The organism is Tabrizicola sp. (assembly GCF_031377265.1).
Taxonomy (GTDB): Bacteria; Pseudomonadota; Alphaproteobacteria; order Rhodobacterales; family Rhodobacteraceae; genus JAUYQR01.
This window is the reverse complement of sequence record NZ_JANMET010000272.1, coordinates 1-13,392: the sequence shown is the minus strand read 5'-3', so window position 1 is coordinate 13,392 and position 13,392 is coordinate 1. Positions and strand designations below refer to the sequence as shown.

The window sequence follows — 13,392 nt, the reverse complement described above, 5'->3', positions numbered from 1 at the left end:
TTCATCCATCAAGTCGGGGTAGAACACCGCCACCTGCTCAGCCTACATCATCCCCTTGTAGATGATGCTGCGGCAGGACAGGCTGCACAGATACATCCCCTGGATATGCGCCGCCAACGCCGCCTTCTCGATCCGGCGGCGGATGATGTACAGATCGCGCTCGAACGCCTCGGCGTCGATGTCCTTGTCGCAGCGGATCAGGATCTGCTCGATCTCGGGCCGCGTCGCATTGGCCTTGTCGCCCAGCACCTCGGTGTTCACCGGCACATGCCGCCAGCCATAGATGTAATGCCCCATCCGCAGCACTTCGGATTCCACGATGGTCCGGCAGCGTTCCTGCGCGCCGAAATCCGTGCGCGGCAGGAACACCTGCCCCACCGCCACCAGCTTTGCCACATCCGGCTCATGCCCGGTGCGACGGATCTGGTCGTAGAAGAACTTGACCGGGATCTGCACATGGATCCCCGCGCCATCGCCCGTCTTGCCATCTGCATCCACCGCGCCCCGGTGCCACACGGCCCTGAGCGCGTTGATCCCGTTTTCCACCACCTTGCGGGAAGGCTTGCCACTGATCGAAACAACCAGCCCCACGCCGCAGGACGAATGCTCATCCTCGGCGCGGTAAAGCCCGTTGGCATCCAGCCAGGCACGTTTTGCCTCTTCCCCGGCAACCCAGGCGTCATCATAGATCATCGCGCATCTCCCTGCACAAAAGGGTGCTTTTGTTCATATTCCGCCTGCGTCGCGCGCTTGTGCGCGCCCGCCAGCTGTACCGAGGCCATCGCCCGGTCGGAGTAAACCTCAGACCGCAACGGCGCGCTCAGCACCGCATCGAAGAGGCCTGGCATAAGCTCATAGGCGATCTCGTCCGGTCCGATGCTCCGCATCCACAGATGGCTGCCGCAGACGGCACAGAACGCCCGCTCGGCAAAGTCGCACGAGGCAAAGCGAGTCACCGGTCCCGTCACCGTCACACCCGCCGCATCGGCGTTGAAGCAGAGGAACAGCCCGCCTGACCAGCGCTGGCACATCCGGCAATGGCATGCCCCCGGCTGCGGATCATGCGCCCCCGCCACCCGGATCGTTACAGCACCGCACAGGCAATGGCCTTCGATGGGGTCGCTCATGGCAAGTCTCTCAAGGAATTGGTCGATCCAAGGATTTCCGCCGAAGATACCATCATCTCGCAATCATGGATTGGCCGGGTCGAAAGGAACCCCGGCTCGTCAGCAAAGACAAAGTCGACAGGCGATCCGTCGTGTGGTTTGTAATTTGACATGTCACCTTCGAACCGTTCTCCCGCGCCTGCGAACATCAGCCGCCACTCGGGATGCACAAATCCAAACCCACGTTCTCCGGACACAACCCGGGTGTCGCCGACTGATTTCGAGATATTGAACACCGTCCGCTGCAAAGCGATCCCGTCGATCACAACAGCCTCGTCGATCACTTGCACGAAGCCGAGGAAGAAAGTCTTCTTCCCGTCCGCTCCCGTCATCCACTGCTCCAAGGCAGTGTCCGGGTTGTATCTGAGGAGGTCGGACAGCTTTGGGATGGCGGACGACATCGGGTCCAAGGACAGGTCCGTTCCTTTGCGCGGATCGACAATCCGCCACTGCCTCGCTTCCGCGTCGGTCTGGGTCAAAAGCATCAACCCATCCACATCGAAATCGGCTTGCCACTGGCGGTCTGGCGAATCGTTGCTGCAGCGATAGTGGTTCGAGACCCGGCACTCCTTCGACTGCACCGTCAGGAAACCGCTGCATCCAGGCGGAACTGCCCAATCCGCAGCCGCGGCTGGCAAGGCCAGTGTGGCCGCGACAGCACCAATAGCGATGCGCCACGCGGTCATTTCGCTACCACCGGCAGCACGGCCTCGCCCTGATCCGGCAGGCTGCTCATCACCGCATCGCAATCGTAGATCGGCTGCGTCTTCAGGAACCCCGGCTCGCCCGGAAAGATGAACTCCATCGGGCTGCCGTCCATCGGCAAGAAATTCCCGTCGCCGGGGTCCCATTCCGACGGGCCGGAAAAGAACAGCCGCCATTCGGGGTGCACATATTCATTCCCGCGCGACCGGCGCAGGACGTTGCCCATGGGGTCCACCTCGGTGTAGTCGAACTCGGTCTGGCTGAGCGTGATGCCGTCGATCACCGCGGTCTGCCCGGTCAGCCGGTCAAAGCCGGTCACCGAAGACAGCCCGCCATCCTCGCGCGAAAGACCGAAGGCAAAGGTATCCATCCCGCTGGCCATCAATTCCGAAAACGAGGCCGGGTCCTGCGCGTTCGGGTCCAGCGTCTGGCGCACGGTCGGGTTCAGATCATAGCTTTCAACCCACTGCCCTTCGCCGTCGATATGCGACAGAAAGTAGACGCCCTCCTGATCGAAATCCGCCCGCCACTGGTCGCCATGCGGGTCGGCGACACAGCGGTAATACTGCGACACCCGGCAGCCCTTGGACTGCACGGTCATGAACACCTCACAGCCCTCGGGCGCGGTCCAGGTGCCGGCAAGCACCGGAACCGGGGTGAGCAGCAAGGTAAGGGCGAGGGTCACTCTCACAACCGTCATTCCTTCCAGACAAGGTCAGCCAAGCTGACGTTTAACAAATCCCGCATACACCGCGCGTGTAGACGGAAAGAAGACGCGCGGTAGACGCAAAGAAGATCATTCCGCAGCCATCACTTCGGGCTGTTTCAGATAGCCCAGGATCGCATCCGCCGCCTCGCGGCCATCGCGGATCGCCCAGACCACCAGCGACGCCCCGCGCACGATATCACCGGCGGCATAGACGCCCGGCAGGTTCGTCTCGTGCGTGCGGAAATCCGCCTTGATCGTGCCCCAGCGGGTCACTTTCAGCTCCGGCACATTCCACAGCGTTGGAAGGTCTTCCGGCTCAAACCCCAGCGCCTGAATCACCAGATCGGCGGGTTCGACATAATCGGCCCCTTCAATCACCTCCGGGCTTTGCCGCCCCGTCGCATCCGGCGCGCCAAGGCGCATCTTCTGCACCATCACCCCGTCAACTTCGACGCCGCCGGTAAAGCCCTTCGGCGCGGAAAGCCACACGAATTCAACGCCTTCCTCTTCAGCATTCGCCACTTCGCGCTGGCTGCCCGGCATGTTGGCCCGGTCACGGCGGTACAGGCACTTCACGCTCAGCGCCCCCTGCCGCACCGCCGTGCGCACACAGTCCATCGCCGTGTCACCACCACCGATGACCACCACACGCTTGCCGCTGGCATTCAGCTCACCACTGTCAAAGTCCGCAACCTCATCGCCAAAGCTCTGGCGGTTGCTTGCAGTCAGATAGTCCAGCGCCTTGACCACGCCCGCCGCACCCACGCCCGGCGCCTCGATGTCGCGCGATTTGTAGACGCCGGTGGCGATCAGCACCGCATCATGCTGGCCACGGATCGCATCAAAGCTCAGATCGACCCCGACGGCGCAGTTCAGCACAAAGTTGACGCCGCCCAGTTCCAGCTGCTCAATCCGTTGCATTACAACGGGTTTTTCCAGTTTGAATCCCGGAATGCCGTAGGTCATCAACCCGCCCGCACGGTCATAGCGGTCATAGACTGTTACCTGCACGCCCTTACGGCGCAGCACGTCGGCAGCCGCAAGGCCCCCGGGGCCCGCGCCGATGATCGCCACGCTTTCAGGCCGTTCCGCTTGTGGGCGGATAGGCTTTACCCAGCCCATCTCCCAGGCCTTGTCGGTCAGGTACTTTTCGACCGACCCAATGGTCACGGTCCCGTGGCCCGAGTGTTCGATCACACAATTGCCTTCGCACAGCCGGTCCTGCGGGCAGATGCGGCCGCAGATCTCGGGGAAGGTGTTGGTGGCCTGGCTCAGCTCATAGGCCTCTTCCAGCCGGCCCTCGGCGGTCAGCTTCAGCCAGTCGGGGATGTTGTTGTGCAGCGGGCAATGCGACTGACAGTAGGGCACGCCGCACTGGCTGCAGCGCCCGGCCTGTTCGGCGGCCTTGTCGGCAGCATACTCGCGGTAAATCTCGTCGAAATCCTGCGCGCGCATGCTGGCAGCACGCTTCTCGGGCATTTCCTTGCCCAAAGTCACGAATTTCAGCATTTTCTGCGTTGCCAAGGCTGCGCCTCCCATATCCCGCACCGGGACCGCCTTGTTAGCGCCGATCTGTTTCGAATAAAAGTAAGGAGTGTTGACCTAAATTAAGGTTTTTTCTTGGGTAGGACAGTTTTTCTGTCTCATTTTTCCCAAAATAGGTAAGTACTAATTACATATATCGTCAAAACCCAGCCAAAAGGAGGCCCAAGGCGATCGACCCGACGATGATTCGCCACCAGCCGAACAGGGCAAAGCCATGGCGGGTGAGGTATGACAGCACCCATCTGACCACCAACGCCGCTGTAACGAACGCCACTACGAAACCCACCGCGATGTCGCTCAGCGCAGAGAAATCCAACACATCGCGGTTGGCATACAAGTCATAGGCAAAAGCGCCGGCCATCGTCGGCATTGACAGAAAGAACGAAAACTCGGCCGCCGCGCGCTTGCTAACGCCCAGCATCAGCGCGCCGACGATGGTAGCACCAGACCGGCTGACACCTGGAACCATCGCCAGACACTGCACCGCCCCAATGATCAGCGCCTTGCGAAACGGCAGGGCCATCGCATCGTCGTGCACCGGCACCGGGGCCAGGCGTTCGACGAACAGCAGTACCACCCCGCCCAGAATAAGCATCACCGCAATCAGCATCGGCGTCTCGAACAGGACTGTCTTGATGAAATCATGCGCCAACACCCCGATCACAGCCGCCGGAAGAAACGCCAGCAGAACCGACACCAGCGCACGGCGGGATGCGGGATCGCTGCCAAGGGTCGAGAACACCTGCCAAAGCCGCGCCGCATAGACCGAAAGGATCGCCAGCACCGCACCAAGCTGGATCACGACCTCAAAGGTTTTCCCTTTGCTTTCAAAGCCCAGGAAATGCCCCGCCAACAACAGATGGCCGGTGGATGAGACCGGAATAAACTCAGTAAGCCCTTCAACAAGGCCCAGAAATGCTGCTGTAATGGTGTTGTCCAAGACTTAGGACTTCTTGAGGTTCTTGGCCGAGTCCTTGATCGCCGCATACTGTCCCGACGGACGATAGCGCCACAGATATTCCGGCAGCACCGCAGCCATCGCCGTGGGCGTGATGCCAAGTTCCGCAAAGCCCTTCGCACCGAAAGCCACGACGTTGTCGCGCGCAAGGTTCTTCGCCTGATCCCGCGTGATCATCCTGTTTTCAATCAGGCCCAGCGTCACGGCCTGCAGCATGTCAAAGCCAAACCCCATCGCGCGCGCCAGGAAGAACGGCACGTTCACTACCATTCGGCGGCGATGGATCACGAGAAGCATCCGCCGCATCAGCCCACGGAACGTATCGACATCAGGCCCACCCAGCTCATAAACGCCGGGGGCCGCCTGCCCAAGGATGCCCTTTACCGCCGCAGCGGCCACATCATCCACATAGACCGGCTGAAACCGCGTCTCGGCACCCACCACTGGCAGGATAGGCCCCAGTCGGCTCATCGCGGCAAATCGGTTGAAAAAGCCGTCTTCGGTGCCGAACACGATCGACGGGCGCAGAATCACGGCAGTCGGAAACGCCGCGAGCACAGCCGCCTCGCCTTCGCCTTTGGTGCGTGCATAGGCGCTGTCTGACCCGGCGTCTGCCCCAATGGCCGAAACTTGCACCAGCGTACCAACCCGTTCTTCGGTGGCAATTCGGGCGATGCGTCCGGCACCTTCGGCTTGCACCGCGTCAAACGTATTTCGACCCGACCGGTTCAGGATGCCAACGCAATTCACCACCGCATCGGCACCCCGCAACAACCCACGCACGCTGGCATCATCGCGGATGTTGCAGGCCATCGGCTCTACCTGGCCGACCGTGCCGTAGGGGCGCACGAACAGCGCGTCGTTCGGGTGGCGCACCGCAACGCGCACACGCCAGCCCTCTTTGGCCATGCGCCGGGCAATGTAGCGGCCAACAAAACCCGATCCGCCAAATATGGTGACAAGCTTGCTCATCTGCTCGAGCCCCTTTTTGTGCGCTGTCGACTTGCCAGCCTGAATAACGGCGCGGGCCTATCGGAACAAGTCGCAAAAGGTGACGCACATCGGCGCAACCTGCCACAGAACGCGGAGGCTAGGAAAATTGGCCTCGCCCGGTTGACACCGGCTTTCGGCCCCTTTAGATCGCCACCACGACACTTGCCCAGGTGGCGGAATTGGTAGACGCGCTGGTTTCAGGTACCAGTGTTGCAAGACGTGGAGGTTCGAGTCCTCTCCTGGGCACCATTTACCGAAAAACCCCCGCAACAGTTTCTGTTGCGGGGGTTTTTCATTTTTCAGCCGCCTTAAGACCAGCGTTAGGCCATCGCCCAAGGGCCATGCGGACGGTCTGCGCCATCCAGCCGTTCAAAGCCATGCGCGCCGAAAAAGTCGCGCTGGGCCTGGATCATGTTCGCGGTGCCGCAGGCGGTGCGCATCGCGTCGAACCAGGCAAGACCGGCCGACAGAGCGGGCATCGCGTGGCCATGCAGTGCCGCGGCTGAGACAACGCGGCGCAGTGCGGGCAACGAGCGTTTCAGATGCGCGGTGAAAAGCGGCGCAAGCATCAGGTTGCGGGCGGGATCTTCGGTCAAGGCTTGCGCCATGTCGTCCAGCATTGCCGAGCGGATGATGCAGCCCGCGCGCCATACGCGGGCGATGGCGGGCAGTTGCAGGTTCCAGCCAAATGCCGGGCCAGCAGCCGCAGTCATGGTGAAACCCTGAGCGTAGCAAAGGATCTTGCCCGCCGTCAGCGCCGCCTCAAGGTCTGCCTCGCTCAGCATGCCGGCGGGCAGGCGTTCGGGGGCGGGGCCATAGACGGCCTCACCCGCCTTGCGTTCGTCAAGTCGGGCCGAGACGTTGCGGGCGGCCACCGCAGCCTCGATCACCGGGATCGGGGCGGCGAGGTGCTGCGCCTCGATCGCGGTCCAGCGGCCGGTGCCTTTCTGGCCGGCCTTGTCGAGGATCACATCCAGCATCGCGGCCCCGGTAAGGGGGTCAGTCGCGGCGGCGACCGCAGCCGAAATCTCGATCAGATAGCTTTGCAGGACACCATTGTTCCAACGCTCGAACGTCGTGCCGATGGCGGGGGCGGGCAGGCCGAAACCGTCGCGCATCATGCCGTAAACCTCAGCGATCATCTGCATGTCGGCGTATTCGATACCGTTGTGCACGGCCTTCACGAAATGCCCTGCTCCTTCCGGACCCATCCAATCGGCGCAAGCCTCAGTTTCATGTTTGGCCGCAATGGCGGTCAGAATCGGGGCGACGCGGTCCCAATCAGCCTTTTCACCGCCACCCATGATGGCGGGGCCGTGGCGCGCGCCTTCCTCACCGCCAGACACACCCATGCCAAGAAAATGGAACGACAGACCGGCCCTGGCGCGGCGGTTGGTGTCGTGGAAATTGGCGTTGCCGGCGTCGATCACCAGATCGTCAGCGGCAAGGTAGGGCGTCAGCGCGGCAAGCTGGTCGTCAACCGCCTGCCCTGCCGGGACCATCAGGATGATCGCGCGCGGTGGGCGGATTGCGGCGACGAGGGCCTCCAGCGTGTCACATGGGGTGATGCGGGGGGCGAGGTCTGCGGCTTCGGCGTGGAAGGCGTGCGTTCTGGCCGTGGTGCGGTTCCAGACCGCGATGGGGGCGGCGTTTTCGGCGATGTTGAGGGCGAGAGCGGAGCCCATGGTGCCAAGGCCGATCAGGCCGATGTCTGCGGTCACGGCCATTGGGCGCCCTTGCGGTTGAGGATGACGGAGTAGAGCGAGGTGGTCGCGGTGATGAACAATTGATGCTTGGCCCGCCCGCCAAAGCAGATGTTCGAAACGATTTCCGGGATCAGGATGCGGCCCAGAAGCGTGCCGTCGGGGGCGATGCAATGCACCCCGTCGCCGGCCGAGGACCAGAGGTTGCCATCGCTATCGCAGCGGATGCCATCGGCGCAACCGGGGCTAATGGTGTGGAAGATGCGGCTGTTCTTTGGCCGACCAGAGGCCATGTCGAAGACGCGGATGTGTTGCGGGTCATCGGAATACATCCGCCCGGTATCGGCGACGTAGAGCAGGCTTTCGTCGGGGGAAAAGGCAAGGCCGTTGGGGCAATTCATATCGGTGATCACCGCGTCGATGCTGCCATCCGGGTCGATGCGATAGACGTGGCGGGGCAGTTCTTCGTCGGCTTTGAACCCTTCGTAATTCGTCATGATGCCGTAATGCGGATCGGTGAACCAGATCGAACCATCGGATTTCACGATCACATCATTGGGCGAATTCAGGCGCTTACCATGGTAGCTGTCGGCGATGGTGGTGATCGATCCATCATGTTCGGTACGCGTGACCGATCGGCTGCCGTGCTGGCACGAGATCAGGCGCCCATGCAGGTCGCGGGTGTGGCCGTTGGCATAGTCAGACGGCTGGCGGAAGGTGGTCAGGCCGTCGGGCGACCAGCGCATGATCCGGTTGTTCGGGATGTCGGAGAATAGCAGGCAGCCGGCATCACCAAACCAGACCGGCCCCTCGGCCCAGTCAAAACCGGTGGCAAGTTTCTTGACCGGCGCATTGAACATGACGAAACGCTGAAAGCGGGAATCGTGGGCTTCGTAGAACATGGTGCGTCCTTAAGCGAAGGTGATCAGGCAAAGACGATCTGGGCCTTCATGGCACGTGAGCGGTCAGAGGCAAGCTGAAACGCGTCCTCGGCCCGGTCAAGCGGGATCGTGTGAGTGATCAGCGGGGTGACATCAATCAGCCGGTTCTGCATGAGGGCGACGCCGGTTGCAAACTCGGCGTGGAACCGGAAGGAGCCGCGCAGATCAAGCTCCTTTGCGGTGATCGCCATCATCGGCAGGGTCATGTCGCCGCCCAGGCCAAGTTGCAGGATGATGCCGCGTGGCCGAAGGGCGGCGATCCCGGCAGCCAGCGCGGGTGCGGCACCGGAGCATTCGTAGAGCACGTCGAAATGGCCCTTGTCGCTGGCATAGGCGGCCATTGCGTCTGGGGTGGTGGCCATGTTGATGGTGCGGTCGGCGCCGACCTTGCGGGCAAGCGACAGGGTGAAATCGGACAGGTCCGTCGCCACAATCTCAGCCGCGCCAGCACGGCAGGCAGCAAGGATCGCGAGGGTGCCGATAGGCCCGCAGCCGGTGACGAGGACGCGCTTTCCCAGCATCTGCCCAGCCCGGGAAGTGGCGTGCAGTGTCACGGCGAGGGGTTCTGCCATCGCTGCTTCGCCGGGCGTCAGGCCGGTGGCGTCAACGCATTGGGCGGCGTCTGCGATCAGCACTTCGCGGAACGCCCCCTGGATATGCGGATACGGCATTGCAGAGCCGTAAAACCGCATGTTGAGACACTGATTTGGCAGTCCCTCAAGGCAGAATTTGCATGTGCTGCAAGGCCGGCTAGGTGACACCGCGACAAGCTGCCCATGAGTGAGGCCGGAGGTCCCAGGGTCTTCGACATAAGCAGACACCTCGTGGCCAAGGATCATCGGCTCCTTCAGCCGCACTGCGCCAAAACCACCGTGGTTGTAGTAGTGCAGATCAGACCCGCAAACCCCGCCGGTGGCCAGGCGCAAGCGCACCTGACCGGGGCCTGGCACCTCTTCCGGGCGCTGTTCAATTCGCAAGTCCTTTGCGGCGTGGATGACAATCGCCCGCATCAAAGCACCGGCGTTGGCAACGGGCGACCTGCGAAATGGGCGGTAAGATTGTCGCGCACCAGACGCCCCATCGCTTTGCGGGTTTCAATGGTGCCACTGGCGTGATGCGGCTGCAGCAGCACGTTGGGCAACGCAAGGAACCTTGGATTCAGCTTCGGTTCACCCTCGAACACATCCAGCGCCGCAGAGCCGAGCGCGCCGGTTTCCAGGGCCTCCAGCAGGGCCGCCTCATCGATGTTGGAGGCGCGGCTGATGTTGATCAGCATGCCTTCCGGTCCCAGTGCAGCGATCACCGACTTGCCGACGATATGCCGCGTCGCTGCCGAAGCGGCCAGGGTGACGAACAGGAAATCCGACCGCGCCGCCAGCGCAACAGGGTCGGCAATGAAAGCCCAGTTCGGGGCATAGTCTTTCGCGGCGATGTCGGAATAGGCGATATCCATGTCAAAGCCTTGCAAGCGCTTTGCCACCTCGAATCCGATGCGGCCTAACCCGAGCACCCCCGCCGTCCGACCCCATACCTTGCGTTTCAGCGGGTACAACCCCTTGGCTTGCCATGACCCGTCGCGCACCCAGGTTTCCGCGCCGATCATGCCACGTGACTGCACCAGCATCATCGCCACGCCCAGATCTGCCACGTCATTGGTCAGCACATCGGGGGTATTCGTCACCCGAATTCCGCGCGCGCGACACGCCTCCAGATCAACCGCGTCGTAGCCAACGCCGTAAACGCTGATCACCTGCAACTGCGGGCAGGCGGCGATCATTGCGGCATTCGCCCCCAATTCGCCGCGCGTGGCTATGCCGCGAACTGCCGGGCCAACATGGGCCAGAAAGGCGGCCTTGTCCTCGGCCTCAAAGTAGCGATGCATGGTAAAGCTGGCGTCCAGCGGGGTTTGGTCCCATTCCGGATAGGGACCGACTTGAAGGATTTCAGGCTTTGTCATTATGCTCGCGCCTCGCCACTTGACAGGTTTTGTTATCGATAACATAAACGGAGCAATGGCGCTCTGTCGAGAGTTAATCCGAAGGGAAACGCGTTTGGGACGGAACCTCTTTGATCTGACGGGTCGGCGCGCGCTGGTGACAGGTTCTTCGCAAGGCATCGGCCTGGCGCTTGCTGTCGGCATGGCTGAAGCCGGAGCCGAGGTCGTGTTTAACGGCCGGGATGCGGCCAAACTTGCCACTGCTGCGGAGAAGATTCCGGGGGCAAGGACGCTGCTGTTTGATGCCACCGACCATGCTGCCGTGCGCACCGCTATAGACGGGTTTGAAGCCACCATCGGCCCGATCGACATTCTGGTGAACAACGCAGGCATGCAATATCGCGGCCCGCTGGAGGATTTTCCGGCCGACGCGTTCGAGCGGCTGCTGCAAACCAACATCGCTTCGGTGTTTCACGTTGGCCAAGCAGTCGCCCGCCACATGATCGGGCGGGGGCGCGGCAAGATCATCAACATCGCCAGTGTGCAAACCGCACTCGCCCGGCCCGGAATTGCGCCGTACACCGCCACCAAGGGCGCGGTTGGCAACCTGACTAAAGGCATGGCAACCGATTGGGCACGGCACGGGCTGAACTGCAACGCCATTGCCCCCGGCTATTTCGACACGCCGCTCAACGCCGCACTGGTTGCCGATCCGGCGTTTTCAGCCTGGCTGGAAAAGCGCACCCCGGCAGGCCGTTGGGGCAAGGTGGACGAGCTGGTGGGCGCCTGCATCTTCCTTGCGTCCGAGGCATCGACCTTCGTCAACGGCCACATCCTTTACGTCGACGGCGGCATCACGGCGTCGCTATGACCCTGCGGATCGTGATCATGGGCGTCGCAGGCTGCGGCAAATCCACGGTGGGTGCGGCGCTGTCCGCCCGTTTGGGCATACCCTACCGCGACGGTGACGATCTCCATTCACCAAGCAATGTCGAAAAGATGCGCGCAGGCATTGCGCTGACCGATGCAGACCGTTGGCCATGGCTTGCGGCCGTCGCAGCGGAGCTTGAGGACCACGCTCCGATGATCATCGGCTGTTCGGCCCTGAAACGCGTTTACCGCGACCACATCCGCGAAGGCGCAGGGGGGCCGGTGACCTTTGTCCATCTGTCCGGCAGCCGCGCGCTCATTGCCGCACGCATGCAGCACCGACCCGGGCATTTCATGCCGCTCTCTCTGCTCGACAGTCAGTTCGCCGCACTGGAACCACCAACCGCCAGCGAAGGGCTTAGCGTGGATATTGAACCCCCGATTTCCGCTATAACAGAGACTATTTTGGCCGCGCTGAAAGGACAGACAGAATGAAGACGTCGGTGGCTTTGATCGGGGCGGGCGCCATGGGTGGGGCGATAGGGTCGCGCCTTGCGCTCACCGGCACTGACTTGACCGTGTTTGACCTTGACCCCGAAAAGGTTGCCGCCCTCGTCAGCCTGGGCGCCAGGGCCGCCGCAACCGCAGCCGACGCCGCACGCAACGCAGACGCGGTGATCCTGAGCCTGAATGCAGCCCGGATCGTGCGGGCCGCTGTGTTTGGGCCTGCAGGCGTGGCTGAAGGGGCCGCACCCGGCACGCTGATCATCGACATGTCTTCGATCGACCCCGAGACCACCCGCGCCCTTGCCACAGAGGCGGTGGCCAAGGGGCTGCGTTGGGTTGACAGCCCGCTGTCCGGCGGCATTCCGAAAGCGGCTTTGGGGCAGCTGACCCTGATGCAGGGCGGTGACGCCGTTGATGTGGCCGAAGCACAGGCCATTCTGGCGAACGTTGCCGCCAATCAGACGCACATGGGGCAGGTGGGCACCGGGCAGACGACGAAGCTTATCAACCAGGTGCTGTGCGGGCTGACCTTTCTTGCCGTTGCCGAAGCCACCGCCCTTGCCGAAGCTGCCGGAGTGGATGCCCTGTCAATCCCAAAGGCGCTGAAGGGCGGGCGCGCGGACAGCGCGATCTTGCAGGAATACATGCCTCGCTTTGCCACGCGCGATTATCGACGCACCGGCCGCATCGACAACATGGTGAAAGACCTCGACAGCGCGCAGGATCTGGCACGCCAGTCGCACACCGCCATGCCCCTGACAGCCGTCTGTGCCGAAATCCACCGAATGCTGACAGCGGCAGGCCTTGGCGGCGAAGATCAGGCCGCGTTGATGGAATACTTCAAAGGCCCGCGGATGAGCGTGGGACAGTGACCCCAACCACCTCGGCTGCCTGACGCCTGATCGCGGCATCCTTCAGGCGCTGCGCGCTCAGCGCACGAAACGCTTCGCCCACAGGATTGCCGTTCGCCCGATGAAACCGGGCCATCTTTTGATGGATCGCTGGCAGGTTGATGCCAACTGACAGGCCGATCTGGCCCAGCGCCACAGCCCAAGCTGTGTGCCCCGCTGCCAGCGCCGCTTCGCCGGCATTGGTCCAAAGACGCGCTACCGTGGGCGCAGCAAGTGCTGCCTGTTCAGCATAGGTCAGGGCTTTGGCCACCGCGCCCCGGTCAATCAACATGCGGGTCAACCGCTCCACCGCTACCGGCCTGTCCGGTGCAAGGCTTGCAGCAGCGCGATAAGCCGATTCTGCACCAGCAAGATCGCCCTGCGCCTGACGCAAAGTGCCGAGCATCTGCGCCTTTTGCCAGCCTTGCGGGTCAAGCCGCCACGCCTCGTTCGCCGCAGAGAGGGCCGC

General features: G+C 62.6%; 13 protein-coding genes, 1 tRNA gene and 2 pseudogenes. 4 read left to right on the top strand and 12 right to left on the bottom strand.

Going from position 1 to position 13,392, the window contains the following annotated elements:
- Nucleotides 1-45: 45 nt before the first annotated feature.
- From RMO18_RS15425 to RMO18_RS15395, 7 genes and pseudogenes are all read right to left on the bottom strand, one after another.
- A pseudogene (locus RMO18_RS15425) lies at nucleotides 46-693 on the bottom strand (glutamate synthase large subunit); the annotation flags it as partial.
- Nucleotides 690-1,127 carry a GFA family protein gene (locus RMO18_RS15420; protein ID WP_309667082.1) on the bottom strand — a complete coding sequence of 146 codons (438 nt, stop codon included), beginning with the start codon at nucleotides 1,125-1,127 and terminating at the stop codon, nucleotides 690-692. The pseudogene RMO18_RS15425 and the gene RMO18_RS15420, both read right to left, overlap by 4 nt.
- A complete protein-coding gene (locus tag RMO18_RS15415; RefSeq protein ID WP_309667081.1) occupies nucleotides 1,124-1,852 on the bottom strand; it encodes a hypothetical protein in 729 nt (242 codons plus the stop codon). Before RMO18_RS15415 ends, RMO18_RS15420 begins: the two co-directional genes overlap by 4 nt.
- Nucleotides 1,849-2,571, bottom strand: coding sequence for a hypothetical protein (locus tag RMO18_RS15410; RefSeq protein WP_309667080.1), 723 nt, complete (start codon nucleotides 2,569-2,571; stop codon nucleotides 1,849-1,851). The genes RMO18_RS15415 and RMO18_RS15410 overlap by 4 nt, the downstream gene beginning before the upstream one ends.
- A gap of 96 nt (nucleotides 2,572-2,667) precedes the next feature.
- On the bottom strand, nucleotides 2,668-4,104 hold the full coding sequence (locus RMO18_RS15405; RefSeq protein ID WP_309667079.1) for an NAD(P)-dependent oxidoreductase: 1,437 nt from the start codon (nucleotides 4,102-4,104) through the stop codon (nucleotides 2,668-2,670).
- A gap of 160 nt (nucleotides 4,105-4,264) precedes the next feature.
- Complete coding sequence (locus RMO18_RS15400; protein ID WP_309667078.1) at nucleotides 4,265-5,065, bottom strand: undecaprenyl-diphosphate phosphatase; 801 nt, start codon at nucleotides 5,063-5,065, stop codon at nucleotides 4,265-4,267.
- A 3-nt stretch (nucleotides 5,066-5,068) separates the two neighbouring features.
- Nucleotides 5,069-6,055: a complex I NDUFA9 subunit family protein gene (locus tag RMO18_RS15395; RefSeq protein ID WP_309667077.1), complete on the bottom strand. Its 987-nt coding sequence runs from the start codon at nucleotides 6,053-6,055 to the stop codon at nucleotides 5,069-5,071.
- 185 nt (nucleotides 6,056-6,240) lie between these two features.
- Here RMO18_RS15395 and RMO18_RS15390 point away from each other — a divergent pair.
- Nucleotides 6,241-6,325: transfer RNA gene (locus RMO18_RS15390), tRNA-Leu, on the top strand.
- A gap of 71 nt (nucleotides 6,326-6,396) precedes the next feature.
- Here RMO18_RS15390 and gndA read toward each other — a convergent pair.
- The 4 genes from gndA to RMO18_RS15370 are packed head-to-tail and all read right to left on the bottom strand — an operon-like array spanning nucleotide 6,397 to nucleotide 10,677.
- Nucleotides 6,397-7,803 (bottom strand): NADP-dependent phosphogluconate dehydrogenase, encoded by a 1,407-nt coding sequence (gene gndA, locus RMO18_RS15385; protein WP_309667075.1) that lies wholly within the window; start codon nucleotides 7,801-7,803, stop codon nucleotides 6,397-6,399.
- Nucleotides 7,794-8,681: an SMP-30/gluconolactonase/LRE family protein gene (locus tag RMO18_RS15380; protein ID WP_309667074.1), complete on the bottom strand. Its 888-nt coding sequence runs from the start codon at nucleotides 8,679-8,681 to the stop codon at nucleotides 7,794-7,796. The genes gndA and RMO18_RS15380 overlap by 10 nt, the downstream gene beginning before the upstream one ends.
- Nucleotides 8,682-8,704: 23 nt before the next feature.
- A complete protein-coding gene (locus tag RMO18_RS15375; protein WP_309667073.1) occupies nucleotides 8,705-9,730 on the bottom strand; it encodes an L-idonate 5-dehydrogenase in 1,026 nt (341 codons plus the stop codon).
- Nucleotides 9,730-10,677: a 2-hydroxyacid dehydrogenase gene (locus RMO18_RS15370; RefSeq protein ID WP_309667071.1), complete on the bottom strand. Its 948-nt coding sequence runs from the start codon at nucleotides 10,675-10,677 to the stop codon at nucleotides 9,730-9,732. The genes RMO18_RS15375 and RMO18_RS15370 overlap by 1 nt, the downstream gene beginning before the upstream one ends.
- Nucleotides 10,678-10,771: 94 nt before the next feature.
- Here RMO18_RS15370 and RMO18_RS15365 point away from each other — a divergent pair, with 94 nt between their 5' ends.
- Genes RMO18_RS15365 through RMO18_RS15355 form a run of 3 tightly spaced genes read left to right on the top strand, consistent with a single transcriptional unit; the run spans nucleotide 10,772 to nucleotide 12,905 of the window.
- Complete coding sequence (locus tag RMO18_RS15365) at nucleotides 10,772-11,527, top strand: SDR family oxidoreductase (protein ID WP_309667069.1); 756 nt, start codon at nucleotides 10,772-10,774, stop codon at nucleotides 11,525-11,527.
- Nucleotides 11,524-12,021 (top strand): gluconokinase, encoded by a 498-nt coding sequence (locus tag RMO18_RS15360; protein ID WP_309667068.1) that lies wholly within the window; start codon nucleotides 11,524-11,526, stop codon nucleotides 12,019-12,021. Before RMO18_RS15365 ends, RMO18_RS15360 begins: the two co-directional genes overlap by 4 nt.
- The gene (locus RMO18_RS15355; RefSeq protein ID WP_309667067.1) at nucleotides 12,018-12,905 is read left to right on the top strand and encodes an NAD(P)-dependent oxidoreductase; all 888 of its coding nucleotides are present in this window, start codon (nucleotides 12,018-12,020) and stop codon (nucleotides 12,903-12,905) included. Before RMO18_RS15360 ends, RMO18_RS15355 begins: the two co-directional genes overlap by 4 nt.
- Here the strand turns inward: RMO18_RS15355 and RMO18_RS15350 are convergent.
- Nucleotides 12,874-13,392: pseudogene (locus tag RMO18_RS15350) on the bottom strand (hypothetical protein); the annotation flags it as partial. The gene RMO18_RS15355 and the pseudogene RMO18_RS15350 sit on opposite strands and share 32 nt — an antisense overlap.